The following is a 25,521-nucleotide window of genomic DNA, read 5'->3' as shown; positions in this document are numbered from 1 at the left end:
ATTCAGAATGACGCCCGCCTTCTTTTGCTCGAACGCATGTCCAGCAGAAGTGATACTCAAAGTCCAAGATTGGGCCAATTCTAGGACGCTCGAAAGCGAGGTCGTCATCGGTGGCTTCCACACGCCAGTGGAGCGAGATGCGATGCGCATCATGCTGAGGTCACGAGCCCCCCTAATCTATGTGCTGGGTAGAGCTTTGGTAGGCTCACGCATTTCGGCGTCTCTCAAGGAGGCAGCTTTGCTGGGCCACGCAAAGCTCCTTTCCCCTTTTGACGATGCGGTCGGAAGAACGACTGCGCGAACCGCAGAAATGCGGAATTCCTATATTCTTACCCTGTGTGATCGAGTCCTCTTTGCTCACGCGTCACCGAGGAGCAAGACCGAAGCATTAGCGCTCGAAGCAAAGACAATGGGATTGCCAATCTTCACCTTGCCATCTCCTGCTAATTCGAATCTATTGGATTTAGGGGCAGAAATCCTTCCTGAACAATAGGCTGTAACTTGGGGGCGATGTGGCCAAGGCAGAAGCAACGGTCGAAGAACTGGTCGGCATGGTCGAGCGAGGCGAGCTTCGCCTACCCGAGATGCAGCGCCAGTATGTCTGGCAATCACCTCGCGTCCGCGACCTCATGGATTCGCTCTATCGAGGGTATCCGTCAGGGGCGATCCTGCTCTGGGAGACCGATGAGGCCGTGCCGTTGCAGGATATGGCCGTCAGCCAGTCCGCGAACCCCTACACTTCGACCCGGCTACTACTGGATGGCCAGCAACGCCTGACTTCGTTGTCGGCTGTGATCCGTGGTGAGCCCGTGCAGGTTCGTGGTCGGGTCAAGCCGATCGAATTACTGTTCAATCTCGAGCACCCCGAGCGGCAGGAGATCGTCACCGAGGTCGATGAGGACGCGGATGAGGATGCCACCGAATCCGACGAAGCAGATTCGACCGAAGACGAGCTTCAAAAGCGCTTTGAGCGGATGACCTTCGTCGTCGCGACTAACAAGCTCGCTGCATTGCCTCAGTGGGTAAAGGTGTCCGATGTCTTCAAGAGCGACAGCGACACGGCGTTCCTCAAGAGCGCCGGTGTCACCGGGTTCGATGATCCGCGCTACGAGAAATACAGCAAGCGCCTCGCGCAGCTTCGGCGCATCCGCAAGTATGTCTACCGCATGGATGTTCTCGAGCGGACACTCACCTACGAAGAAGTGACGGAAATCTTCGTCCGGGTGAATTCGCTTGGGGCCAAGCTGCGCAGTTCCGATCTGGCATTGGCTCAAATCACAGCGCGCTGGCGGCACAGCCTCGAAATCTTCCAGAAGTTCCAGACCGAATGCGCCAAGTTGGGTTTCGATCTGGACCTCGGCATCCACCTCAAGAACCTGATCGCTTTCGCTACCGGGCAGTCGCGGTTCCTCACCGCTGGCCGCTTACCGCTCGATGTCCTTCAAACGGGTTGGAAGGAAGCGACCGAAGGCATGCGGTTCGCGATCAACTTCCTCAAGAGCAATGCAGGAATCGACAGCCCAGCATTGCTTTCATCGCCCTTCCTCATGATCGTCGTTGCCTATTTCGGACATCAGAAGGGCTACGCACTTTCGGCTGAGGAATCGGATCGGCTGCGTCAATGGGCGCTGCTCGCCAATGCGAAGGGCCGCTTCTCTCGCGGGTCTAGTGAGACGATCCTCGATCAGGATTTGAACATCATATCGAAGGGCGGCTCAGCCAGCGCGCTGATCGACAGGGTTCGGCTGCAATTCGGTCGGCTCGAGGTTACACCGGAAGACCTTGAGGGCAGGAACCAGCGCAGTTCGCTGTTCAAGACGATGTTCCTGACCTTCCGCGCCAAGGGTGCGAAGGACTGGACTTCGAACCTACAAATTTCGCTCGATCACTCGGGCGCGCAGCACAAGCTGCAATTCCATCACTTCTTCCCGAAAGCCCTCCTGACCAAGAATGGCTACACATCTCGCGATGCGGACGATGTGGCCAATCTCACCTTCATCAGCGGACGCACAAACCGCAAGATCAGCGACAAACCGCCCTCAGTCTATCTTGCAGACTTCCTAGCCAAGCAGGGTCCGGAGCTACTCGCTGTTCAAGGCATCCCATCGGATTCGGAATTGCTCGATGTCGAGAGCTACCGAGACTTCCTCGATGCCCGAAGGATCATGCTTGCAGAGGCCATCAACGAGTTCTTGGGCGTCAGCGAAGAGTAGGTTGTCCGTTGCCCAAGCGATCGATTAGTGATGAGGAAATCGGATTGATCAAAGCCATGCTGCGCATGGGGATGAAGAACAAGGACATCCAGTTCTATTTCAATCGGCAGGATCGTGCGGTCAATTCCGGTCGGATCACTGGCATCCGCAATCGCAGCTATGGGCCAGAAGTGGCCAGAGCCACCGAGGAAGAAGCTCGGGCGTTCATGGCGCAATTCAAGCCATCAGAGATCGTCTCCCCCCTTGCTGCACAAACTGCTCCGGAGACTGTCGATCCGGTAGCCGAAAAGACCCTCCGCTCGTTCTTCTCCACGGGTGCCGATGGCGTTTGGCGATGCACAGTAGGCGAGTCCGATGAATTTGAGTGCAAGGAGAACTTCAATCTGAGGGGCTTCGGCAAGCCGCTGAAAACGATCGCTGGCTTTGCAAATCACAGAGGCGGATACCTCTTCTTCGGGGTTAAGGATAAGCCTGATGGGTTCGCTGTATGCGGGCTTAGCGACGATAGGTTCACCGAAACCGATCAGAACAAATTCAGCCAAACCATTCGCTCAGCACTCGAGCCGACACCGCGCTTCCAAGTGGCGACGCTGACTCTCGAATCCCTGACTGTCGGCATCATCCATGTTGAGCCACATCGTTCGAAGCCGGTCATCGCTGGCAAAACCGAAGGGGAACTGGTCGAGGGCTTTATCTACTACCGCTACCCCGGCGAAACTCGACCCATATGCTACGCTGACTTGCGCGCGATACTCGATGAGCGAGACCGTCAGAGCCGCGAATCGATCATGCCCATGGTGCAGCGCCTGCTCGAACTTGGCCCTTCGGACGCGATGGTCGCGAACTTGGCTGAGGGTAAGCTCGAGGGCGGACAGCGTCCAATCTTGATCGACCCTCAATCTCTGGCTCAGATCAAATTCATTCGTGAAGGCGAGTTCGATGAGGTCAGTGGCGAGCCCACCCTGCGTGTAATCGGGGACGCGCAAACCGTCCCCGTCGATGCGCTAGTGACGACGAAGACCGTCCGAGAGGAGGTCACCGTGGATGCCATCCTGCGGAACTTTATCGAGCGAACGCCGGTCGAGCAGCCGCTTTCGTATTTCAAGCAGGTGAGCCACGAGCAAGGCTTCACCCTGCCAATCTTTTACTACCTTCACCTTGCCGGTCAGACACGAACAGAGGCGATTGCTACCCTAAAGGCTTACAAGAATGCGCGCACCGACTCGAGAGCAGGCCTGATAAACTTGCTTGCGGGTGAGAGAACTCTCCACTCCAAGCTCGGTGGCCATCGTGGCGCGACATTCAATCGTATTCGGAATGCGAGCAAGGTGACAATCTCCTCTCCGCGAGAAGCAAAGGAAATTTGCTCGGCATTGACCGGAATGTGGGACGCCGATGCTGCTCATTTCGATCACTTCCGCGACCTGCTTCGGGCGAGCTTGGCGATATGGGATGAGCGCGAGAATGATCGAAACCTGCTCGGGTACATTCGCCGAGCCGCCGCTCGGCTTGATGAGGTGGAATTTGGCCCGCTCGTTCCAGCCACCTGAGGCTTTGAGAGCCCTCTGACAATGCGAAAAGGAAGGCTGTAGTTGGCTCTGACCCGCGAGAGAATTGTTGAAGCCCTCGGAGAAGAACGATCCCTCAATCTCAAGGGAGCGATCTTTGAGGTGCTTGGTGCTGGGTGGGACGATTCGTTCATCGTAATGTCGGTGAAACCCGGCAAAACTCGACACAAATTGCCGCTCGACGACAGCCTCGAAGGTGCGCGTGTTAGGTGGGGTTCGGACTTAGAGCACGGCGGCCTCATTAAGTTTGTCGATGCGGATAATGACCGAATAGTTGTGCAGCCGATCGAAGGCGGCCCTCCTGCGCCGGGGGAATCGATCTGGGTATATTTGAACGATTTCCTCGGGCCGCTCATCGACATGTGGAATGGGCCGATAGCTGCTCGCGCTGCCAAACGGCTGAGGCAATCGAAGGAAGAACTCAATCCTCTCAACCCGATTGAGCCATTGCCTTCCATGCTGTCAGACTTGCGCGAAAGGCAGGCTCACGCGGTCCAGAACACTGCGTTTAGATGCTCGATCGTCGTCGGTCCGCCCGGAACTGGCAAGAGCTTCACCATCGGCGCGATGGTGGCCCACTTGCTCACCCGGTATTCCAAAGCTCGCGTCCTTGTTGTCGGACCGACGAATGTAGCGGTGGATACCGCGATCCTATCGATAGATGATTGGCTGCACCGCATCGATCGTCCCGATCTCGCCCGTAGAACCAAAAGGATCGGTGCTCACTTCGATCCCCGGAAGTATGTCGATCGGCCTCATCTGCTCGCACCTGAGGTGGCGGATCGCGTCAATGCATACCTACTGCTCGAAGCCTCGGAACCACCAAAGACCAAGATTGCCGACTACGCAAAGTGGAAGGACCAGATGACAGCGGCTCGTGCGAGTCTGGGGGCTGAGATCGGCAGCACCGCCGCCTCAGCAAGGGTTGTCGGAGTTACTGTCGCCACCGCCGTTCGTTGGCATGAAGAATTGCGAAGCCAACCCTTCCCGTTCGTGCTTTGCGATGAGGCATCTCAAGTCCTCGGCCCCGCTGCGATGATGATGACGGCGATGGGAGATCGCACGATATTTGCGGGCGATCCTCAGCAGCTTTCACCGATCGCTCGCACCGACAGCAAGTCTACGCGAGCAGTCCTTGCACGCACAGCGTTCGATGTGTTTGCACATGTGAAGACGGCGCACCTCAACGAGCAATCGCGAATGACGCAGGCGATATGCGGCGCGGTTGGTGATACTTTTTATGGCGGCGAATTGCTCGTCTGCAAGAAGGCTGTGCGCGATGAGAATTGGCGTGAAGCCCGCTCACCCTTTTTCGTGAATGGACGGGAAGTTCCTCGTCTTTGCTTCGATGAGGTCGATGAGCCTGCGCAGTATTCAACAAAGTATGGTGGCTTCATCCGCTTCAAGTCTGCTCACCTCATTACCAAAGTATTGGACGAACTGGCGGGATCATATGTCGAACCGAACGAAGTAGTTGTTCTCACCCCATACAGGGCGCAAGTCGCCCTCATCAGATCAATGATCAGACGCAGCCATCCCGAGGTAAGCGTCAGCACAGTTCATCGCGCGCAGGGAAGTGAACGCACCTTGGTGGTCTTCGATCCAGTCGATGCGTCGAGCAGCTTTTTCGCAGGTCGCGAGGGGGATCGACTGGTCAATGTCGCCATCTCACGCGCTAAGGCCCATGTGGTAATTCCCTTTCATCAGAACGACCTTAAAAAGCGTGCCTTGAAGAAAATTCACGGGCAAGCGACGAAGCTCTGGCAAACGGCAGGCCGATATTCGAAACCGTTCAGCTTTCAATGAGAAATTTCAGGTTTCGGTTTCCTCGCAGGATGAGCCTCAAATCAGAATCCGCAGTATTCAAAATTCCCAGCCCGCAGGATTGCGAAGACAAAGTCCATGCCGCGAAAGATCAATGGTGCCGCACAACAGATTTCGATCCATTCGCGAGCAGCGAGCCGCTCGAATAAGTATGCTTTCATTCGCTAATTGTTTGTTGAATCGGGATCAAGAGGTAATCTTAACAACTCTTTGTTCGCTTAATATTCATTTTTATTGATTAGAAATCTGAAAAATCAGTATTTAAATAATGTCAATATCAGCCATCATGTATAGTGTGGAGCCTTATCTTATCGAAAGAGGTATAAGTCCACATGAATAATCATAGTAATACTATTTATGAACCAATCTATGTTACAGTTATTGGAAAGCGCATTTCCGCCTTTAGGAGTCATCGTGAGGCTCTCGATGACCTAATAGACTATTATAACTACGATATAGAAAATGAGGATGACCTGCTGCCTGAAGACGCGACTGAAGAAGAAGCGCTCGACGCCTTTGAGAGTATAGGAAGGTCGGTCGCGTTTCACGAATGCTAACTGCCAATCAGTGAGTTATTTGAAGGATACCATGAATGAAGCAGCAATTTTCTCGTTCGCAACTTGAGGCTGACGGTTTTGTGCGATGGATGACCTTCGATTACCTTTCGGCTGCCGATCCGTGCCCGACTTCCGGCGGGGTATATGTCGTCATCCGAATAGATCTGAACCCGCCCTGTTTTCTGGATCAGAGTTGCGGAGGCTGGTTCAAGGACCGCGATCCCACCGTTCCGCACGGAACCCTTGTCGCGAACTGGGTCGAAGATGCCGAGGTGGTCTACATCGGAAAGGCGAATAGCCTGCGCCGACGCTTGAGCGAGTTCGCCAAGTTCGGTGCCGGGAAAAAGATCGGACACTGGGGCGGCAGATTAATTTGGCAATTGGAGGAGTCATCCACTCTATTGGTGGCTTGGAAGGAAACTCCGGGGCTCGATCCAGCGGAAGTCGAGGCCAAGATGATTGCCGATTTCCGCGCCGCCTACGGTCAGCCTCCATTTGCTAATGACCCTCACCGAATGGGAGCTTGATCCGTTCGGCGTTTTCAAGAAAATTGAACTAAAAGAACTACTTGACGGATTTTCGAACTGATGAGAGCCTTTCCAATCGCAGGGAAAGGCGGCACCAATGTCATACAAAGTTCAATACATGGCTCGCGGTTCATCGATCTGGCAGAACGCGTCGAGTGGGTTCGGATCGGAAGTTCAGGCGATCTTCGACGCAAAGGCAGTCGCCAAGCGCCCAAACTATGAGCAGGTGCGAGTCGTCGATCGGAACGGGTCTGCGGTGTGGCTCGGGTGAGATCAGGACAGGATAGCGTTGTAGCACGGTGGCCTTGAACCATTGTCATCCAAGCTAGGTTCTGTCGTCAATGCCGCTGAGCTAAATACCGGATGACGAACACACATCCACTCGCCCACCTTTGCAGGCGAATCCGTCCCGCCCCTCAGCCCCCCTTTAAGGCTTCGACCACGATCGTGAAGCCGCTCCATCCTCACGAATGTCCGGAAGAAAAGGCAGATAAACTACGCCGTTGGTGTGCCGAGAATTGTGTCGGGCGCTGGCGTCCGCTTGAACGCTGGAAGAAGGGTGCGGTGAGGATCGAGTTTGAAGACCCCACCGACGCCCGTCTGTTTCGGCTCTCTAATTAGGCGGCCTTTTCCAACGCCCTTTTTCTTAATTCTGATGCGCGTTTGCGCGGCGGTTTTTGGTGTTCTGAAACCTGATTAAAATGCAAATGAGGCCGAAAACGAATCTGTCAAGTAGTTACCTGACACTTTCTGAGGCCGTTCAATGACCTGACACTATTGAGGTGTTCGCCCTGTTTTAGAACGGCCTTTTGGCGGCGCGCTACCTGACAGTTCGGGCTTTTGACCGCACCGCCAATATGCATATGATGAATAGCCATCGAAAAGGGAGATTACCCGATGGATGGCATTATCCGCAGCGAGCATTTTGAGTATCGCTTCCAGCAACGCGGCCTCACCGAACTCGTTGTTGAGACGCTTCTACAATACGGTTCGTCCCGACGAACTCGCGACGGAGCCCGGAGCCTTACCTTCACTAAGGATGTCTTGGCCGAGATCAGGGCCGACCTTGGCGATAGGGCCTTCAAGGCATGCGATCGCTTGAAGAATGCGTATATCGTCTTGTCCGACGAAGGCACGGCAATCACCGTGGCGCGCAGCTATCGCAAGGTCACCCACCGAGACAGAATGAGGTGATGTCGTATTTTGTGGTGCGAATCCAAACTCTCATGCGAGAAGGAGAGCTTCACGGTTTAGGGGGTAGAGATGAGGCGTCCGAATATCGATGGAATAAAGGAAAGCGTGAAGTCAGGGACATCCTATGTTCGCGCGCATGGTGAGCCCATCGCAAAGCAAGCGGTCGAAACTGGGCAGGCTGCTCTCAAGACGAAGCTAGGAAAGCGGATCGCAACTGGGGCTCTGGCTGGCGGAGCCATCGCCTATGCTTTGCCGTTTGCGGCAGTTACGACAGGCGCAATCCTTGGGGCTGGTGCACTGGTTCTGTTCAAGAGCGTTACCGATAAGGACGACTAAGCTTATGGGAAAAAATGATCGCCACGGCAACGATCGAACCAAGGGCGGCCCGAAGGTGAAGTCTGGGCCGAACGCGGGCCTTACCCGAGCAAAGGCCAAAGAGGGGCGTTGGCTTCCGAAGCGCTCTGATGCGGGGAAACCACGGAAGTAAGCTCTGGCAAGACCTCTTATGCCCCAGATAGGTAACCATGGGCGGGACAGATTTGAGACGCTGATTGCGTCTCGCATGGGTTCTTTTTCTTGCCAAAAGACAGTTCTGTGAGAGGGTCTTAAATCCATACGAGACACTTGGAGGCTGGATGGGCAAGACGCTGGGTTACGCAAGAATCAGCACCAACGAGGGGCAGGACATCCAGAGCCAGAAGGATCGGCTCGAAGAGCTTTGTGCAGTGGTGGTGTTCTGCGAGACTGGGAACGGATCATCCCTCAACGGTCGTGACCAGCTTGAAGCAGCCCTGCGGCTCCTCGAACCCGGCGACGAACTTCTCGCCCTTCATCCTGACAGGCTGGCCCGTGATACCGGCGATCTCCTGACTATCGGCAAGCGGGTTATTGAACGCGGCGCGATCCTTCGCATCCATGACCCGGCGATCCGCTTCGACGGCACCGACTGTCTCCCGTCAGCACCTATGGCACAGATTTGCGGTTGTGATTTAAGGAGGATTTGGGCTTCGTCGTAGTGACGAAGGAACGAAGATGAAGCCCAAATCCTCAAGGTCCAAATTGCCTGCCGTGCAGGTGGTGAAGGACATCCGCCGCAAGACCCGTCGGCATTTCTCTGCTGAAGACAAGATCGGCATCGTGCTCGATGGCCTACGCGGCGATGACTCCATTGCCGAGCTGTGCCGCCGTGAAGGGATCGCACAGAGCCTGTATTACACCTGGTCCAAGGAGTTCATGGAGGCCGGCAAGCGCAGGCTTGCTGGCGATACAGCCCGTGCTGCTACCACCGATGAGGTAAAGGATCTGCGCCGTGAAGCGCGCGATCTGAAGGAATGCGTGGCCGACCTGACGCTCGAAAACCGTCTGCTCAAAAAAAGCATGATCGCGGATGGGGGCGACGACGAATGAGATATCCCGCATCCGACAAGCTCGAGATCATCCGGATCGTCGAGCAGTCGCATTTGCCGGCGAAGCTCACCCTCGACAAGCTGGGGATCGCACGCCGAACGTTCTACCGCTGGTACGACCGGTTCCTCGAAGGCGGACCGGAGGCGTTGGAAGATCGGCCATCGGCACCGGGCCGCGTGTGGAACCGGATCCCGTCTGACATCCATGATCAGATCATCGAACTGGCGCTGGAGCAGTCCGAGCTGAGCCCACGGGAGCTGGCGGTGCGCTTTACCGACGAAAGGCGTTACTTCGTGTCGGAAGCCACGGTTTACCGCCTTCTGAAGGCCCATGACCTGATCACCAGCCCGGCCTATGTGGTGATCAAGGCCGCCGATCAGTTCCACACCAAGACCACCCGGCCGAACGAGATGTGGCAGACCGACTTCACCTACTTCAAGATTATCGGGTGGGGCTGGATGTATCTATCGACCGTGCTCGACGATTACTCGCGCTATATCATCGCTTGGCGGCTTGGCTCCACCATGTGCGCCAGCGATGTCACCGACACGCTGGACATGGCACTGGAAGCCTCAGGTTGCGACCATGCCAATGTCCTGCACAGGCCGTGCCTGCTCAGCGATAATGGCCCAAGCTACATCGCCGGAGAACTGGCTGACTACCTCGATGGCAAGGCCATGGACCATGTGCGCGGCGCGCCCTTCCATCCGCAGACCCAGGGCAAGATCGAGCGCTGGCACCAGACGCTCAAGAACCGCGTGCTGCTTGAAAACTACTTCCTCCCCGGCGATCTCGAACAGCAGATCGAGGCCTTCGTCGAGCACTACAACCATTAGCGCTACCACGAGAGCCTCGACAACGTAACGCCTGCCGCTGCCTACTTCGGCAGGGCGCCTGCCATCATCAAACGAAGAGAAAGGATCAAGCGACAGACACTCGAATATCGGCGCTTGCAACACCGCAAGCTCGCCGCCTAAAAATCAAACCAAGACGACGCCCACTCTCCGCTGATCTACGCCGCGAGTTGTGCCAAATGTTCTGACGACGGACAGATGTCATCTGGCCTACTTTTTCCGCCAGACTGAACGCAGCAGAAGTGGGGAGGATTTTTCACGAAGTGCCTCAATTGCAACTAGTGGCTCGGCTGCTGCAGTCTTCGGTCCGGTAAGACATCAATCATCAATATCTCGTCACGATCAAACCTTTTGAACTTTGCATCCGTTTTCTCGCACACGCGAATATTCTTGATCGCTACCTTAAACTCCTCGTACGATTTCTTGATGGGCTCATCCCCACTTTCGTTAATATCTTCAAGCAGAACCCGTCGCACTTCCCATAAGAGTGCCGTAAAACGATCTTTCAGAGATGACCCAGCGCGATTTCCTTTCTGAGAGAATTTCTCACCGTCTGAAAATCGCCCCATCGGCGCAAATATAGGCGTGCCTTCCTTTCGAGCTGCTTCAACTGCCGAATCGATCATGCCCGCACCTTCGACCTCGAATTGCAGAAGTCGCATCACGCATAGTGCGGTTGCTTTCAGGTTCGTGAAACCGAAAAACTTTTTGTGAAAGGTCGTAGTTAAGGAATCGGGATCAGTCTGGCCGCTCAGAATCTTCATAAGCTCCGATGTCGGGTTATCGACGCGGGAAGCGATTTCGCGTTCAATCTCTTCGAGCCTGACAAAAACCGCAGGGTCATCGGCTAACGACGTCGATGCAACGCTCGTCTCCAGCGAAGATTTGAGGTCTTTGAGCTTGGACTTTTCCAAATCGTCGAGAAACTTTTCTTCCGCGGCCTTTCTTTCTGAACCCTCAAAATTCTGAATGGCGCAGAACCTTTCGAGCTGCGAAAAAGCCTCTTTGAAGGTGTCAAAATAGGTCTTCACACGCAAGACCTCTTTGTCGTGTTCGACCACACCTTCCACTAGGAATTTCTCGTAGAATCGGTTCCGAGCAACCACCAGCTGGACATCGTGCGCGCACCAGAGGTGACCTTGGCGAAACAATATACGCTTGATTGCTTCTGGAGATAATGCCTGGGGGATTTTGTCGTGCGCCAAGGCTTCCACGACCTCCCAATGCCGCCCGGAAACGATCGACAAATACAGTCGTCGATCTACACGCAAAATGTCGATCAATTGATCGACATGGTTCTCCATCTCAGTTTCAGTCCATAATTTTCCGCCCCAGCCCTCGATAGTCCTTTCGATCAGGCCCTCGTCTCGATCGCGCGTGATCATTCGTTCGCATAAAATCCGGAGGTCCGTTTCGAGATCTCCTTGCTGCGGAATAAGCTCGTCCGGGATCGTGTCGAGCCGATGAGTCAGCAATCCAAAAGCAAGAACATGAACGCTCTTGATCGAAGGGTCGAACAGTCGCATCGCATACTCACCCGGTGGCGTGTCCGCGTATAGGATTTGATGAAGCTTCCATTGGTAAAAAGCTGCCGCGTCGAAGTTCCGACCATTCCTCTCAAGACCGGACACCAATGGGTCGATCAGAGAATCAAAGCTTGCGTCGCGGAATCCTCTTTTCTTATTAGCCTCTTTATGGAGTTTTCTGGTCTCTTGGTCGCGAAGGGTACGCTTTTGCTTCTTCTTCTCCTTCTTGTTCCCGTACACCGCCTTTCCCTTCACAACGCTTTCCTCGCTTCATCGATCATGAGCGTTAATGTCATCCCGATCGAGTTAAGTTCGCGTGAAAGCGCCTGAGCGTCGATGATGGCCTGCAGACCGGTTCGACCTTCAGCCTGCTCTTTCTCTGCCTCCTGTAATTTCTCTTCCAACTGCCGTTCGACTTTTTCGAAGCGCACAAAAGTATCATCTATCGTGGGTCCCTGGGTCATTGCTCGGCCCCCCCAACATCGGGAATGGGTGGCTCGCGCCAATAAGTCGGATTGCCGCCGTACTTATAGATCCAGTCGAAAGCTTCGCCTCTCGTCTTGAGTTGAGGGTCGTCGATCTCGAGTAAATCTGCTAGCGTATCCATAAGGGCCTGTTGTTCGATCTTAATGTCGCGGCTTCGCCATGCCTCATCTGGACCGGTTCGGCCGCTTTCCAAGAACGAGGACACGGTCGCGTCGTAGAGCGGCTTTCGGTACCGCCACTCGAGGATCCGGCCCCACTGCTTGAGGAATGCGGCCCTGCCGGGCTGCGACAGAAGCCGTGCCACCAGCACGACGACCGGAGCGCTCTCGTCGCGTATCAGTTCCTGACCGAGCCATCTCAACAGCAGTGCGGGATGCGCGAGCAAGCCGGTCAGGGTCTGCGCGTCGAGGTCGCCGAGACCGTGCAACCAGAGCACCGAACCAAGCTCGTATTTCTTCGCATCGCGCGATCCTGCTCCGCCTCGGCGATGGGACGCGGCTTGCGATAGCCGGCGTAGCTCGGAGATGCCCTCGCGTACTATCTCGATGTCTCCTTCCATCAGTCTTTGCGATTCACCAAGTCGCTTCAGCACGTCGGCGACCGGGTTCAGCTCGTTCGATTCGTTTGTCATGAGGGAATGGATAATCCATCTTCCCCGGTCCCTATTCCAACCTATCCCCCAAGCCACGAATCCCCTCGGTTCAGGGGATAGGTTGGAAGTCGCAAGTTCGAGGGGCGGGTAGGGATAGGTCGGAAGTGAGAGGGGGGTGGTGCGCGATAAAGTGTTTCTCGTTTGCGAAGCGACCCGAGCAACACCAACCCACCCCCCTCGAGAAGCAGAATAGGTCGAAGATGCAGCTCGAATCACAGTCGTTGAAATCACGAAATGCGGCTTTGGCAGACGCGCTCAAGGCTGCCCGATCGGCTCGCTACCGCGATACGATGGCGAGTCGGGGTGCCGCCCGGGACGACGCTACACGGGATCGGCTCCATCGACGTCGCATCCGTCAGGATGAGCAGGAACTGGAACGGCTTCGCCGACATGGCATCAGAATCAAGGTACTTGAAGACCATCGACCTAGGCTCGGACATCGGACGGCGAAGAAGCTGTATCATCGTACGAAAGGGATCCTCGACGGATCAGTCGGAACCAGTATCGCTCGCGGCCCTGATGGAAAGTTCTCGCTGCATTTCAGCTTTGTCGCCAGAGGCCTCGGCGCACGCGGCAAACGAATTTGGCGTTCGGGAGAGGCCGTCCGTGCGGCCCGCTACATCACGCGCGAAGATGCATTGGAAGAAGAAGAGCGCGGCTGGTGGTCGAATATCGCCGACGACCGCAGCGAATTGGTCGCCTTTCTCCGTACGCTGGAGGATGTCGAGCGTCACGATCGCAGGAATGCGAACGTCTACTGTACGGAAATCATCTCGCTTCCCTACGAGATGACCGCGCAGCAGCGGCGCGAAACGGTCGATGCAATCTGCGGCTTCTTTCGCGAGCGCGGGCTTCCATTCGTTGCCGCGCTACATACGCCCGATCGTGGAGGCGATCAGCGGAACTATCATTGCCACCTCATCTACTCATTGCGACCGGCGAAGCGCCTCGAACCGTTCGAATGGTCGTTCGGCCTCGCCAAGCACACCAAAATCAATTGCCCCGACGGCATTCGCAGTCGACGCGAGGCGGTGGTGGCAACGATCAACGAGCATCTGCGCCGCGCTCGGATCGCGAAGACCTACACGCCGCTCAGCAATCGCGCCCGAGGGATGCCGCTCCCGCCGCCAAAAATTGGCCAGATCAAAACCTGGGCGATGCGTCGCCTCAAAGCCAATGAAACCCGATTGGCGCGTTTGAACCGGTTCCGATCACTTGCAGCGGACATGCGGGCTAGCCTGCAGAGACACCCACCGCGCATCGAAGCAATATCGCGAACATTGCAAGATCGCTTGGCGCTCATAGCCACAACGGAAGAGCGAGCAACCAGCGCGGCACATGTCCGATTGAACTCGTGCCACGAGCATCTTTCGAGAAAAATGAAGGGAATGGAGCGGTCGATCCGTTCATCGGAGCTCGCCCGACGTAATAGCGTAGTTTCGGCTAGGACGCTCTCCTGCCTCTCGAAAATGAAGGACGAGATTCGATCGGAGAATGCGCAGCCCTTCGGTCCTGAGGGTCGCCTGACGACACGCCGAATTAGGATCGAAGCCCTCCGCGGACACCTTTCAGCACGATTGACGTCTTTCGAAGATCGAATGCGAACTGCTGCATCGGCGCCACCTCCGCGCAGCGGAGACCAGGGTACCCCCGTAGACACCGCGAATTCAAAGCTGGAGGTGCGTCTCGATGCGATTCAAGAACGAGTGAGATCCGCAATAGCAGAGGTCATTCGACGGCTGGACGTTGCCCGATCGCGCAGTCGCGAGGTTCTAGACCTCTATTCCTCTTCAGTCGCAGCAAGCCGCCGGAGGCCGGTCCGATCGACGGTTACCGCCAAGATGCTCGACGAGGTCCAGAACCTTCCATCGACGTTGTCGGAGAATCTTGCCTCGCCAGAGCCCACTCCGACGATAGAACCGGCCGGAGCTGCTCAGCCCGCCGACCTCGACATGCGAGATCGACAACAGCGCCTTCGCGCACATGTGCGGGCCAGGTTCGCTGGCTCGTCGGATTCGGATGCGACCGCAACGGCTGCACCTGGCGAGAGCCAAGCGAAGAGGGCACGTCCGAGACCGACGGGCGGTGTCGACGTGCGATCAAATCAAATGGGAGAGGCTGATCGCCCCGCGTCAGCCACCAAGCAGGTGGAACGTGCAAATCCGAGATCGAAAGAGCAGTCTGAAAAATCGCCAACGACGCCATCGCAGCCTGATGCTGAGCTGAAAAATACTGGGCCGGCGACTGGCGAGGCTGATCTTGGCCAAGAATTCGCGAGAGAACCCGAACGTCGTCAGACCGAAGTATCTGAGGAGACCGACGAAACGCCAGCGATTGCGCCGTCGAGCGAACCATCCTCGTCGGCTGACGAGGATTTTGAGAGGCTGCGCTGGCTACAGGAGATGATGAACCAGCAAAGAGGAAGGTGAAGGGAGCGCGCCGCTGGCGCAGAAATGGAATGGACGGGAGGGAGTAAGCTTCCTTCGGAATGAAAAACAGAGGGAAGCGATTAACGAAAACGGAGCTTCCCGATGAACAATAATCCTCTTTTCGAACCGTCAATCGTCAGCGAGCGCATGCGTTCACTGATGCTCTGCCTGACCGAGCAGGCTCGAGGCTACAAGATCGGGCACGGCCTTCCCGCGGGAGCCCTCTATCTTCCCGACATTCACTTGGTGATTGCGACGACGCCGTGTCTTCCGCCGGCATTTGATCGAGCCATGCAATTTGTTGGGTCCAAAGGCGGCGTCGACGTCCTTCTCGCACATCACGGCTTCTTCCCTGAGGTGCTCGATGACGTCATCTTCAGCTTCTTCTCGAAGGACAACGAGGCAACTACGCGCCACCGGCTCTTCATCGATCAAAAGCATCGCACCTGGCTTGTGGGTCCCCATCCGGGCCGTCATTTTCTCCTGAGCCGCACCGGCCTGCAATTCTCGGACATTCCGCCGTTCGCGTCGAACGACGAGCGGAGCGATGGCCTTTGCCGTGCAGCGAAGCTGATCGCCAATCTGACCTGCGGGCGAGAGGTCGCCTGATGGCTCGTAAGATCAAGGCACCGCCGGGCCTCGACTACGATCCCGTAGTGGGCGCGCACCCCAATCTGTCGTTCGGAGTCGCAAGGGTCGAAGGCGCGAATGCTCTCAACGCTACGAGGTTTGTCGCGAAGCGGCTCTTCCCGGTGTCGGCACCGAAAGACTGGTCAACACCGTGGCCCTTGCCCACATGCTATCGGCACGACGTCCTGCTGCCGGTTGGGGCGAGTGACGATCTTGTGACGCCGCGGCGCCTCGTCGAAGCCTACGACGATCAGAGTTTCGGGGACGTCAAGGATCTCGCCATCATCGTGACCTTACGGTTCCCGCAAGTCGACGAGCCAGGCGACCCCATCCAACTTCATAGTGCATGGGAGACAGGGCGCGCATTCGGAACGACACTCGTGAGAACATATGGCGCACCGACGATTGCCGTCATGCACGTGCCATCTCGGGCCTCGCGCCCGGGGGTCCCTCATGTTCACCTCATGCTGCTCGCACGGCAGCTCCTGCCGTCAGGCTTCGGGAAGTTCCTTCGACCTCTCCTTGCCGATGAAGGAAGGGACTTGGTCGATAGCCATTGGTCGGAACACCTGAACCAATCGACTTGACGAAGCTATCACGTCTAGGTCCTGGCGTAACGCGCGAAATTCGCACCATTCCAAGAGGTTGAAGCCTTTCGGGGATAGGTTGGAATTTGGTCTCCCCGAATCGTGCGACAAAGTCAGCATGAACAATCGGGACGGAGAAACGAAAGGAGATTGTGGCGGCCGGTGCGTGGTCGACCTGCTTCCCGAAGGCTTTGCCTGCAGCGACGCTGAATTAGAGCTCGTCGACAAACTTCTGGGGGGAGAATTGCATGAACTGTTCGAGAGGAAAAGAGAATGAGTGGTGATGCCCGGCCGAAAGTCTGCGCCTACGCGCGCGTATCGACGGGACGACAGGCCACGAATGACCTGTCGATCCCGGATCAGATCGCGCGCGCGGAAAAGTGGTGTGAGGCGAACAATGCCGAACTCGTGGCAACGAGGATCGATGCGGGTGCATCGGCGACCGACGACAATCGTCCGGAATTCCAGCGGATGGTCGAGGCGGCGACTTCCGACGACAAGCCCTACGATATCATTGTCGCGTATTCGCTGTCGCGGATGTTTCGCAACGCCGTTCACTTCATGCAGTATCGAGCTGCGCTTCGCCGCGCTCAGGTGCGGATCGTATCGATCACGCAGGAATTCGGCGACGACGAAGCATCGGACCTCGCGATGGGAATGCTCGCCCTGTTTGACGAATACCAGTCTCTCGAGACGGCCAAGCATACGCAACGAGCGATGCTGAAGAATGCCGAATTGGGCTTCTGGAACGGTCAAACGCCGCCGCTTGGATATCGAACCTACGAGGCGGAAAAGCGCGGCAGCAAGATCAAGAAGAAGCTGGAAGTGTTCGAAGACGAAGCATTCGTCGTGCGGAAGATCTTCAGCCTTTATCTCGACGGACCACCCGGCGAATTACCACTGGGCATCACACGTCTCGCTGCCTGGCTCAACGAGAATGGCTACAAGCATCGCGGAAAGAAATTTCACGTTTCGAACGTGCAGAAAATACTGCGGAATACGGCCTATATCGGCGTCGCATTCTACAACAAGCGCGACTCCAAACTGGGCGTGACGCGACCGGAGGAAGAATGGATTCCGATCCCTGTTCCAACGATCGTATCGGAAGAGAACTTCCAGACGGTTCAAGCGCGCCTCGTCCAAAAACAACCGGCAATGACCCCGGCGCGGGTCACAACGACCAGTAATCTTCTGATTGGGCTGGCGAAGTGCGGGTGTGATGGCGACGGCTGTGGCGGTGGCATGACCTTATCGACCGGTAAAGGCGGTCGGTATCGATATTACGCCTGTTCGAACAGAGCCCGCGCTGGCGAAACGGCGTGCAAGGGTAACCGCATATCGATGCCCAAACTGGATGAGGCGGTTCTCGACGCCATCGAGGCTCGACTTCTCCATCCAGAACGCTTGCAGGCCCTTCTGGCAGGATGGCTCGATCACTCCGATCAAGCCATCTCCGAACGTCGTGAAACTTTAAAGTCGCTGCGCGGTCGCAAAACCCACCTCGAAGCTGGCCTCGAGCGGTTGCTCGATCTTGTAGCCGACGGTCGTTTTTCATCGAGCGACGCCATCTTCGCGAAAAAGCATGGCGATCTCTCGTCCCAACTCGCTCAAGTGAAGACAGACATCGTGCTGCTGGAACGGCAACTGGCCAGTTCGGACCGAAGAGTCACTCGTGAACGGATTGAGCAATTCGCCGAGCTGCTTCGGGACAAGCTGCGGGGTGACGACCCTGCCATGCGACAAGCCTATGCACGAATGATCGTCGAACGCGTCGAAGTGGGCTCGAACATTATAAGGATTAAAGGAGGCACGAACGATATCGCCCGTGGCGTCGGTCGGGTGGGCACCATGCAAAAAGGCACAGTGCCCACCTTCGAACGTAAATGGCGCACCCGACAGGATTCGAACCTGTGACCTCTGCCTTCGGAGGGCAGCGCTCTATCCAGCTGAGCTACGGGTGCCGATCCGGCATCCAAAGCGCCTAGCCTGTCGCCGCGCGCCGTTCAAGACGCCTTGCACGGCCACGCTGTTCGTTTGTTGCGGGCGCGAAGGGGGGCGTGTAGGGCGGGATTGGAACAATCGGGAGCCAACATGTCCAAGGTCGTCATCAAGAAGTACGCCAATCGTCGGCTCTACGACACCGATCGCTCGAGCTATATCACTTTGGACGACCTGTCCGAACTGATCCGCGCCGGACGCGAGGTCGAAGTCGTCGACGCCAAATCGGGCGAAGACATCACCCATCAGGTGCTCACCCAGATCATCGTCGATGAAGAGGCCGAAGGCGGGGGGATGCTGCCGGTGCCGTTCCTTCGCGAGCTCATCAGCCTCTACGGTGGCGGAATGCAGTCGGCCGTGCCCGCTTATCTCGAGGCCGCGATGGACGCCTTCAAGAAGCAGTCGGCGGCGATGGGCGGAGCCTTCGACGGCTCGATGCTCACCGACATGGCCAAGCGCAACATGGAGATGTTCCAGCAGGCGGCGACGGCCTTCACGCCGGGCGCGGCCAAGAGCGAGACCCGCAAGGATGCGGAGATCGATGCGCTCCGGGCCGAACTGGCGGCCTTGAAGGACAAGGTCGACAAGCTCTAGGAACGTTTCGGCTCCCCAACCGTCTTGTCGAAGAGACGAAAACGGAGGGTGCCCCATGGCTGACGACAAGCAAAGGAAGAGCGCGAAGGACTTCGGCAAGATCGCCATGAGTCCCGAGGTGATTGCTGCGGGTCTCGCCGCGGCTGCCGCCGCGCTCGCCGCCAGCCCCAAGGCGCGCAAGAAGATCCAGGAAGCCACGCTCGAGGCTGCCGACAAGGCCAACAAGGCGGCGACCGAAGCGATGACGACAACGACGCGGATGGGCGCGATGATCATCGACGCGGTCGCGGATGCGGCACAGCGGATGATGTCGGGCGATTGGGATGCGGACGACGATCCCGTCGCGCCGCCTGCCGCGCCCAAGGCCAAGCCCGCGAAGAAGAAGCCTGCGCCTGCCACGGCCAAATCGGCTGCGCCAGCGAAGAAAGCGGCGACCAGCAAGGGTGCCGTTTCCAAATCCGACGTCACCAAGAAGAAGGCGGCGCAAAAGCCTGCGTCCAAGGCCAAGGCGAAGCCGGCTGCGAAGAAGGCGCCGGCCAAAAAGGCGTCGTCACGCAAGTCCGGATCGGCGAGCTGATCGTACTGGCGTTCACATCCACCCCGTGCCATCGCCCGACGCCATGACCAAGCCAGCCATCGTGATCCTTGCCGCGGGCAAGGGTACCCGCATGAAATCGCGTCTCCACAAGGTTCTGCATCCGATCGCCGGACGTCCGATGATCGAGCATCTGCTCGACAGCGCGGGCGAATTGTCGGTGTCGAGGACGGTTGTCGTCGTCGGTCAGTGGAAAGAGCAGCTCGAGGAACGGCTTGCGGGCCGCGATATCGTCTTTGCGGAGCAGCGCGAACAGCTGGGCACCGGACATGCGGTACAGCAGTGCCGGGAAGCGCTCGCCGGTCACGAGGGTCCCGTCATCCTGCTGTTCGGCGATGTACCGATGGTTCGACCGAGCACACTGCGCTCGATGACCGAGCGGCTGCGTGGAGACGACAAGCCCGGCATCGTCGTCCTGGGCTTCGAGCCCGCCGATACCAAGGCCTATGGCCGCATCCTTACCATGGGCAACGACACGATCGACAAGATGGTCGAGCACAAGGACGCGAGCGAGGAAGAGCGCCGCTGTCGCCTTTGCAATTCGGGCATGATGGCGGTCGAGGGCGCGCATCTCTTCGATTGGCTCGACAAGGTTACCAATGATAATGCGGCAGGCGAATATTACCTTCCCGATATCGTCAACATCGCCAAGCGCGAGGGCCGCCGACCGGTGGTGGTCAAGGCCGACGAAGCCGAGGTCACGGGCATCAACAGCCGCGCCGAACTGGCCGATGCCGAAGCCCAGTGGCAGGCGTTCAAGCGCGAGGAAATGATGGAGGGGGGTGTCACGCTGCGACAGCCCGGGAGCGTATTTTTCAGCTGGGACACGGACATCGCCGAGGATGTGGAGATCGACCCCAATGTCGTTTTTGGCCCGGGGGTGACCGTAGCAAGCGGGGCGCGGATCCGCTCTTTCTCGCACCTTGAGGGCGCTCGCGTGGGCGAGAATTGCGAGGTCGGACCCTACGCACGGCTGCGACCCGGCGCGGATATGCGTACGGGGTCCAAGGTCGGCAACTTCGTCGAGATGAAGAAGACCGTTCTGGGTGAGGGGGCCAAGGCCAATCATCTGACCTATCTCGGCGATGCGAACGTCGGCGCGAATGCCAATATCGGCGCCGGGACGATCACCTGCAATTACGACGGCTTCAACAAGGCGGTCACGAATATCGGCGCCGAGGCGTTCATCGGATCGAACAGCGCGCTGGTCGCGCCGGTTTCGATCGGCGGCGGCGCGATTGTCGGTGCGGGCAGCGTGGTGACGCGCGACGTTGCAGAAGGTGCCATCGCGGTGGCGCGGGGCGAGCAGAAGCAGATCGATGGAGCGGCAGCGCGGTTTCGCGAGCGCGCGCAGGCGAAGAAGGGCAAGAAGTAAATGTGTGGGATCGTCGCCATCGTCGGCAAGAAGCCGGTCGCCGAGCGCCTCTACGACGGGCTCAAGCGCCTCGAATATCGCGGCTACGACAGCGCCGGCATCTGCACGCTCATCGACGAGGATTTCCAGCGTCGACGTGCGGAGGGCAAGCTCGAGAATCTGCGTGCGTTACTCGACGCGCAGCCGCTCGATGGCCGGATCGGCATCGCGCACACCCGCTGGGCCACCCATGGCGCTCCCAACGAGAAGAACGCGCACCCGCACATCGCGGGGCCGGTCGCGATCATCCACAACGGGATCATCGAGAATTTCAAACCCTTGCGTGCGGAACTCGCCGCCGAGGGTGTCGAGATGCAATCGGACACCGACAGCGAGGTCGTTGCCCATCTCGTGGCGCGCGAACTGAAGGGCGGTGCGAGCCCGAAGGATGCCGTCGGCGCGGTTCTCTCGCGGCTGCAGGGCGCCTTCGCGATGGCCTTCCTGTTCCGCGAGCATGACGATCTCGTCATCGGCGCGCGGCGCGGTAGCCCGCTCACCATCGGCTATGGCGAGGGAGAGAACTACCTCGGCTCCGATGCCATCGCCCTCGCGCCATGGACGCAGCAGATCGCGTATCTGGAAGAAGGCGACTGGGCGGTCCTCACCCGCGACCATGTGCAGATCTACGACGCCGACAACGAAGCGGTGGACCGCGAGATCGTCACCTCGGGCGCCAACGCCAGTGCGGTCGAAAAGGGCAACTACCGTCACTTCATGCAGAAGGAGATGTTCGAGCAGCCGATCGTGGTCGCGCAGACTCTGCAGAGCTACGTTCGCCCCTACGACGGCGAAATCTCGCTGCCCGACAACAGTCTCGAGCTTTCGACCATCAACCGCGTCACCATCGTTGCGTGCGGCACCAGCTTCTACGCGGGAATGGTCGCCAAATACTGGATCGAACGGTTCGCGCGGGTGCCGGTGGACATCGATGTGGCGAGCGAATTCCGCTATCGCGACCCCATCCTCGTGAAGGGCGAACTGTCGCTGTTCATCAGCCAATCGGGCGAAACCGCCGACACGCTCGCCGCGCTGCGCCATGCCAAGGAATGCGGGCAGGTCATCGCGGCGGTGATCAACGTGCCGACCAGCACGATGGCGCGCGAGGCGGACCTGCTGCTCCCGACCCATGCGGGCCCCGAGATCGGCGTTGCTTCGACCAAGGCGTTTACCTGCCAGCTCGCCGTGCTCGCCGCTTTCTCGGCGCGGCTTGCGCGCGCCAAGGGAATGATGGACGCGGCACAAGAAGCCGAAATCGTCGAGCATCTGCAGGAGGCGCCCGAAGCGATGCAGCGTGCGCTCGACCATGACGACGACATCGCCTCGATGGCGCATCTCGTCAGCCCTGCGCGCGACGTGCTCTATCTTGGCCGCGGTCCCGACTATCCGCTGGCACTGGAAGGTGCGCTCAAGCTCAAGGAAATCAGCTATATCCACGCCGAGGGCTATGCGGCGGGCGAGATGAAGCACGGGCCGATTGCGCTCATCGACGACAAGGTCCCCGTTATCGTTCTCGCGCCCTCCGGCCCTTATTTCGAGAAGACCGTCTCCAACATGGAGGAGGTGCGGGCGCGCGGCGGCAAGATCATCTTCATCTCGGATGCCGACGGAATCGAGGCGGCAGGCGAGGGGTGCGTGGCGACCATCGAGATGCCGAAGGTCCATCCGCTTATCCAGCCGCTCGTCTATGCGGTGCCCGTGCAGCTGCTCGCCTATCATGTCGCGGTCGAGAAGGGCACCGATGTCGACCAGCCGCGCAATCTCGCCAAGAGCGTGACGGTCGAATAGGCTAGCGCGTCCGCCGCCAAGGAGGCTCGATGCAGACGACCGAAACCTTTCGCTTTCCCGGCGCCGACGGGCATATGCTCGACGGGCGGCTGGAGACGCCCCGTTACGGCGAACCGCGCGCGGTCGCGATCTTCGCGCACTGCTTCACTTGCGGAAAAGACAGCCGCGCGGCGACCTTCATCACCCGGGCGCTCGCGGCGCGGGGTATCGCCGTCCTGCGCTTCGACTTTGCGGGGCTGGGCGGTTCGGAGGGCGATTTCTCGAGCTTCGCGACGCAGGTGGCTGACCTCAAGGCCGCCGCCGATGCGCTGGCCGAGGCGGGCCACCCCGCAACGATTGTCATCGGCCATAGCCTCGGCGGCGCGGCGGTTATCGCCGCAGCGCCGGAGATTGCCAGCGTCAAGGCTGTCGTGACGATTGCAGCCCCCTCGGACACCGATCATGTCCTCCATCATCTCGGCGAAAAGCGCGAAGAGATCGAGGTCCACGGCGAGGCGACCGTCCGCATCGGCGGTCGCGATTTCTGCGTGAAGAAGCGGTTCATCGAGGAAACGGCAGGCCAGTTGCAGTCCGAGCGGCTGCACGCGCTGTCGATCCCCATTCTCGTCATGCATTCGCCGACCGACGAACTGGTTGGGGTCGAGCATGCGCGCGCCATCTTCGAGGCGGCCAAACACCCCAAGAGCTATATCAGCCTCGACGATGCCGACCACCTCCTCACTCGCGACAGCGACGGTGATTATGCGGCCGGAATCATCGCGGCATGGGTCGAGCGCTACGCCGTACCGGTGGAGGAGATGGCGCACACGCCCGCCATGCCCGGCACCGTTCGTGTCGAGACCGCGGGCGGCAAGTTCGCGCAATGGGTTGTGACCGGGTCGCACCGCTTCATCGCCGACGAGCCCAAGAGCTACGGTGGCGAGGACGACGGGCCGACACCCTACGATCTGCTGCTCGCCGCGCTTGGTACCTGCACCTCGATGACGATGAAGATGTACGCCGAACGCAAGAAACTGCCGCTCGACAAGGTCACGATCGAACTCGAGCACAGCCGCGACCATCACCAGGATTGCATCGATTGCGACAAGGACGGGGCGAAGATCGAAGCGATCGACCGGCATATCCGGATGGAAGGGGACCTGACGGCGGAGCAGCGCGAACGGCTGATCGAAATCGCCGACCGATGCCCCGTGCATCGGACGCTCGAAGGCGACCTGCACATCCATACGACGAGCGAAAAATGACCCACCGGCCCCTCCGGCTACGGATCGACGGCGGGGCGCTGCGCCACAACTGGCGTGCGCTCCGCGACGCGGCGGGAGGCGTGGCGACGGGTGCTGCCATCAAGGCGGATGGTTACGGACTGGGTGCGCCTGAGGTGATGGAGCGGCTGGCAGGTGAGGGCGCGCGGGACTTTTTCGTCGCCACCTGGATGGAAGCGGACGACCTCGGGGAACTACCAGACGGCGCGCGCCTCGCCGTGCTGCACGGTCTGGGCCCCGACGACGGTGCGGCGATTGCGGCCTCGGCCGCGCGACCTGTCCTCAACAGCGTCGATCAGGTCAGGCGCTGGCGGGTCCTCGGGTTCGACCGACCGTGCGACGTCATGGTCGATACCGGCATGAACCGACTGGGCCTCGGGCTTCATGAACTCGATGCGCTCGACGGACTGGAGATCGACACGCTCCACAGTCATCTCGCCTGCGCAGACGAGCCCGACCATCGATTGAACCGCATCCAGCTAGACCATTTCCGGAGCGTCCGCGAACGGGTCGATGCGAAGCAGTACAGCCTCGCCAATTCGGCCGGCATCCTCCTTGGCGAGGAATGGCGGTTCGACCTGGTCCGACCCGGCATCGCGCTCTACGGCGGACTGCCGACAGGCGCGTTCGCCGACGTGATCGAGCCGGTCGTGGGTATCGAGGCGCAGGTGCTGCAGCGACGCGCGGTCAAGGCGGGCGAGAGTGTGGGCTACAATGCGACCTATGTCGCCGACCACGACCTTTCGATCGCGATCCTCAATCTCGGCTATGCCGACGGCTTCCCGCGCAACATGAGCGGCAAGGCGATGGCGCGGATCGACGGGAAGGAACTGCCGCTATTGGGCCGGGTGTCGATGGATCTTGTCGCGATCGACGCGAGCGACGTGCCGGGACTGGGGGAGGGAGACTGGGTGGCGGTCGACTACGACCTGCCGACGGTCGCCAAGGCAGCGGACATCAGTCAATATGAGGCGCTGACCGGTCTCGGTCGGCGGTTCGAGCGCGCCTGGACAGACTAGCGCTCGGCGGACGCCATGTAGGCCGGGCTTTCTCCCATCCGCGCAAGCAGCACGTCGGCGACCCGGTGGCTCGAGAGGATTTCGCCCTCCGCACCCTCGAGCGCGATATCGTCATTGTCCTTGACCGAGCGGAGGAGGATCAGCGCCTCGCGCTCCTTGCCTTTCATGGCGAACACCTGGGCAAGATTGATCCGCGCCCCGACGTCGGTGCGTGCGGACTGGAGCAGCTTGCGCTCTGCGGCGTCATAATTACCGGCCATCATTTCTTCGAAGGCGATATCGGGACCGCCGAACCCTTTGTCCTGCGCCGCTGCCGGCGCGGCGAAGGCTGCTGCGGCAGCCGTAAGGGCGAGGATGCGTTTCATGGCCAGTCTCCCGATCGTTCGGGTCCCTGATAACC

Annotated in this window: 22 protein-coding genes, 1 tRNA gene and 1 pseudogene; 19 read left to right on the top strand and 5 right to left on the bottom strand. The window is 58.7% G+C overall.

Translation table 11 applies throughout. The features are described from left to right. The first annotated feature begins 7 nt into the window (after positions 1 to 7). The 9 genes and pseudogenes from WJS89_RS03200 to WJS89_RS03160 all read left to right on the top strand — a co-directional run bounded on the left by WJS89_RS03200 (position 8) and on the right by WJS89_RS03160 (position 10,267). Positions 8 to 493, top strand: coding sequence for a hypothetical protein (locus WJS89_RS03200; protein WP_346339480.1), 486 nt, complete (start codon positions 8 to 10; stop codon positions 491 to 493). Between the two features lie 19 nt (positions 494 to 512). After that, on the top strand, positions 513 to 2,213 hold the full coding sequence (locus WJS89_RS03195) for a GmrSD restriction endonuclease domain-containing protein (protein WP_346339479.1): 1,701 nt from the start codon (positions 513 to 515) through the stop codon (positions 2,211 to 2,213). A 44-nt stretch (positions 2,214 to 2,257) separates the two neighbouring features. Beyond that, positions 2,258 to 3,763 (top strand): AlbA family DNA-binding domain-containing protein, encoded by a 1,506-nt coding sequence (locus WJS89_RS03190; RefSeq protein WP_346339478.1) that lies wholly within the window; start codon positions 2,258 to 2,260, stop codon positions 3,761 to 3,763. Between the two features lie 42 nt (positions 3,764 to 3,805). After that, positions 3,806 to 5,587: a DEAD/DEAH box helicase gene (locus tag WJS89_RS03185; RefSeq protein ID WP_346339477.1), complete on the top strand. Its 1,782-nt coding sequence runs from the start codon at positions 3,806 to 3,808 to the stop codon at positions 5,585 to 5,587. A 29-nt stretch (positions 5,588 to 5,616) separates the two neighbouring features. Next, positions 5,617 to 5,754, top strand: a complete 138-nt coding sequence (locus WJS89_RS03180) for a hypothetical protein (RefSeq protein ID WP_346339476.1) — start codon at positions 5,617 to 5,619, stop codon at positions 5,752 to 5,754. 443 nt (positions 5,755 to 6,197) lie between these two features. Continuing rightward, positions 6,198 to 6,689, top strand: a complete 492-nt coding sequence (locus WJS89_RS03175) for a GIY-YIG nuclease family protein (protein ID WP_346339475.1) — start codon at positions 6,198 to 6,200, stop codon at positions 6,687 to 6,689. 897 nt (positions 6,690 to 7,586) lie between these two features. After that, positions 7,587 to 7,883, top strand: a complete 297-nt coding sequence (locus WJS89_RS03170) for a hypothetical protein (RefSeq protein WP_346339474.1) — start codon at positions 7,587 to 7,589, stop codon at positions 7,881 to 7,883. Positions 7,884 to 8,518: 635 nt separating this feature from the next. Continuing rightward, positions 8,519 to 8,899: a recombinase family protein gene (locus WJS89_RS03165; RefSeq protein ID WP_346339473.1), complete on the top strand. Its 381-nt coding sequence runs from the start codon at positions 8,519 to 8,521 to the stop codon at positions 8,897 to 8,899. 16 nt (positions 8,900 to 8,915) lie between these two features. Beyond that, positions 8,916 to 10,267, top strand: a pseudogene (locus WJS89_RS03160) (IS3 family transposase). A gap of 155 nt (positions 10,268 to 10,422) precedes the next feature. Here the strand turns inward: WJS89_RS03160 and WJS89_RS03155 are convergent. The 3 genes from WJS89_RS03155 to WJS89_RS03145 are packed head-to-tail and all read right to left on the bottom strand — an operon-like array spanning position 10,423 to position 12,787. Beyond that, the gene (locus WJS89_RS03155; RefSeq protein WP_346339472.1) at positions 10,423 to 11,910 is read right to left on the bottom strand and encodes a hypothetical protein; all 1,488 of its coding nucleotides are present in this window, start codon (positions 11,908 to 11,910) and stop codon (positions 10,423 to 10,425) included. Positions 11,911 to 11,921: 11 nt separating this feature from the next. After that, on the bottom strand, positions 11,922 to 12,134 hold the full coding sequence (locus WJS89_RS03150) for a hypothetical protein (RefSeq protein WP_346339471.1): 213 nt from the start codon (positions 12,132 to 12,134) through the stop codon (positions 11,922 to 11,924). Next, positions 12,131 to 12,787, bottom strand: a complete 657-nt coding sequence (locus WJS89_RS03145; RefSeq protein ID WP_346339470.1) for a hypothetical protein — start codon at positions 12,785 to 12,787, stop codon at positions 12,131 to 12,133. Before WJS89_RS03145 ends, WJS89_RS03150 begins: the two co-directional genes overlap by 4 nt. 221 nt (positions 12,788 to 13,008) lie before the next feature. Here WJS89_RS03145 and WJS89_RS03140 point away from each other — a divergent pair, with 221 nt between their 5' ends. The 4 genes from WJS89_RS03140 (at position 13,009) to WJS89_RS03125 (ending at position 18,368) form a co-directional block, all read left to right on the top strand. Then, on the top strand, positions 13,009 to 15,237 hold the full coding sequence (locus WJS89_RS03140) for a hypothetical protein (protein ID WP_346339469.1): 2,229 nt from the start codon (positions 13,009 to 13,011) through the stop codon (positions 15,235 to 15,237). A 102-nt stretch (positions 15,238 to 15,339) separates the two neighbouring features. Then, entirely contained in the window at positions 15,340 to 15,846 is a 507-nt protein-coding gene (locus WJS89_RS03135) for a hypothetical protein (protein WP_346339468.1), read from the top strand. Then, entirely contained in the window at positions 15,846 to 16,454 is a 609-nt protein-coding gene (locus WJS89_RS03130; RefSeq protein ID WP_346339467.1) for a hypothetical protein, read from the top strand. Before WJS89_RS03135 ends, WJS89_RS03130 begins: the two co-directional genes overlap by 1 nt. Positions 16,455 to 16,727: 273 nt before the next feature. Then, positions 16,728 to 18,368, top strand: coding sequence for a recombinase family protein (locus WJS89_RS03125; RefSeq protein WP_346339466.1), 1,641 nt, complete (start codon positions 16,728 to 16,730; stop codon positions 18,366 to 18,368). Here WJS89_RS03125 and WJS89_RS03120 read toward each other — a convergent pair. Then, positions 18,339 to 18,415, bottom strand: a tRNA-Arg gene (locus tag WJS89_RS03120). The genes WJS89_RS03125 and WJS89_RS03120 overlap by 30 nt on opposite strands. A gap of 130 nt (positions 18,416 to 18,545) precedes the next feature. Here WJS89_RS03120 and phaR point away from each other — a divergent pair. Genes phaR through alr form a run of 6 tightly spaced genes read left to right on the top strand, consistent with a single transcriptional unit; the run spans position 18,546 to position 25,121 of the window. Further along, on the top strand, positions 18,546 to 19,046 hold the full coding sequence (phaR, locus tag WJS89_RS03115; protein WP_346339465.1) for a polyhydroxyalkanoate synthesis repressor PhaR: 501 nt from the start codon (positions 18,546 to 18,548) through the stop codon (positions 19,044 to 19,046). Positions 19,047 to 19,101: 55 nt separating this feature from the next. Then, positions 19,102 to 19,623, top strand: coding sequence for a hypothetical protein (locus WJS89_RS03110; RefSeq protein ID WP_346339464.1), 522 nt, complete (start codon positions 19,102 to 19,104; stop codon positions 19,621 to 19,623). A 43-nt stretch (positions 19,624 to 19,666) separates the two neighbouring features. Next, positions 19,667 to 21,016 (top strand): bifunctional UDP-N-acetylglucosamine diphosphorylase/glucosamine-1-phosphate N-acetyltransferase GlmU, encoded by a 1,350-nt coding sequence (gene glmU / locus WJS89_RS03105; RefSeq protein ID WP_346339463.1) that lies wholly within the window; start codon positions 19,667 to 19,669, stop codon positions 21,014 to 21,016. After that, a complete protein-coding gene (gene glmS / locus WJS89_RS03100) occupies positions 21,017 to 22,840 on the top strand; it encodes a glutamine--fructose-6-phosphate transaminase (isomerizing) (protein WP_346339462.1) in 1,824 nt (607 codons plus the stop codon). It abuts the gene before it with no gap. Between the two features lie 29 nt (positions 22,841 to 22,869). Next, positions 22,870 to 24,084, top strand: coding sequence for a bifunctional alpha/beta hydrolase/OsmC family protein (locus WJS89_RS03095; RefSeq protein ID WP_346339461.1), 1,215 nt, complete (start codon positions 22,870 to 22,872; stop codon positions 24,082 to 24,084). After that, positions 24,081 to 25,121: an alanine racemase gene (gene alr, locus WJS89_RS03090; RefSeq protein ID WP_346339460.1), complete on the top strand. Its 1,041-nt coding sequence runs from the start codon at positions 24,081 to 24,083 to the stop codon at positions 25,119 to 25,121. Before WJS89_RS03095 ends, alr begins: the two co-directional genes overlap by 4 nt. Here alr and WJS89_RS03085 read toward each other — a convergent pair. Next, entirely contained in the window at positions 25,118 to 25,486 is a 369-nt protein-coding gene (locus WJS89_RS03085) for a hypothetical protein (RefSeq protein ID WP_346339459.1), read from the bottom strand. The genes alr and WJS89_RS03085 overlap by 4 nt on opposite strands. Positions 25,487 to 25,521 lie beyond the last annotated feature (35 nt).

The organism is Sphingomicrobium aquimarinum (genome assembly GCF_039655735.1).
Lineage (GTDB): Bacteria > Pseudomonadota > Alphaproteobacteria > Sphingomonadales > Sphingomonadaceae > Sphingomicrobium > Sphingomicrobium aquimarinum.
The sequence above is the reverse complement of the archived record's forward strand: the minus strand, read 5'-3'. Positions and strand labels throughout refer to the sequence as shown.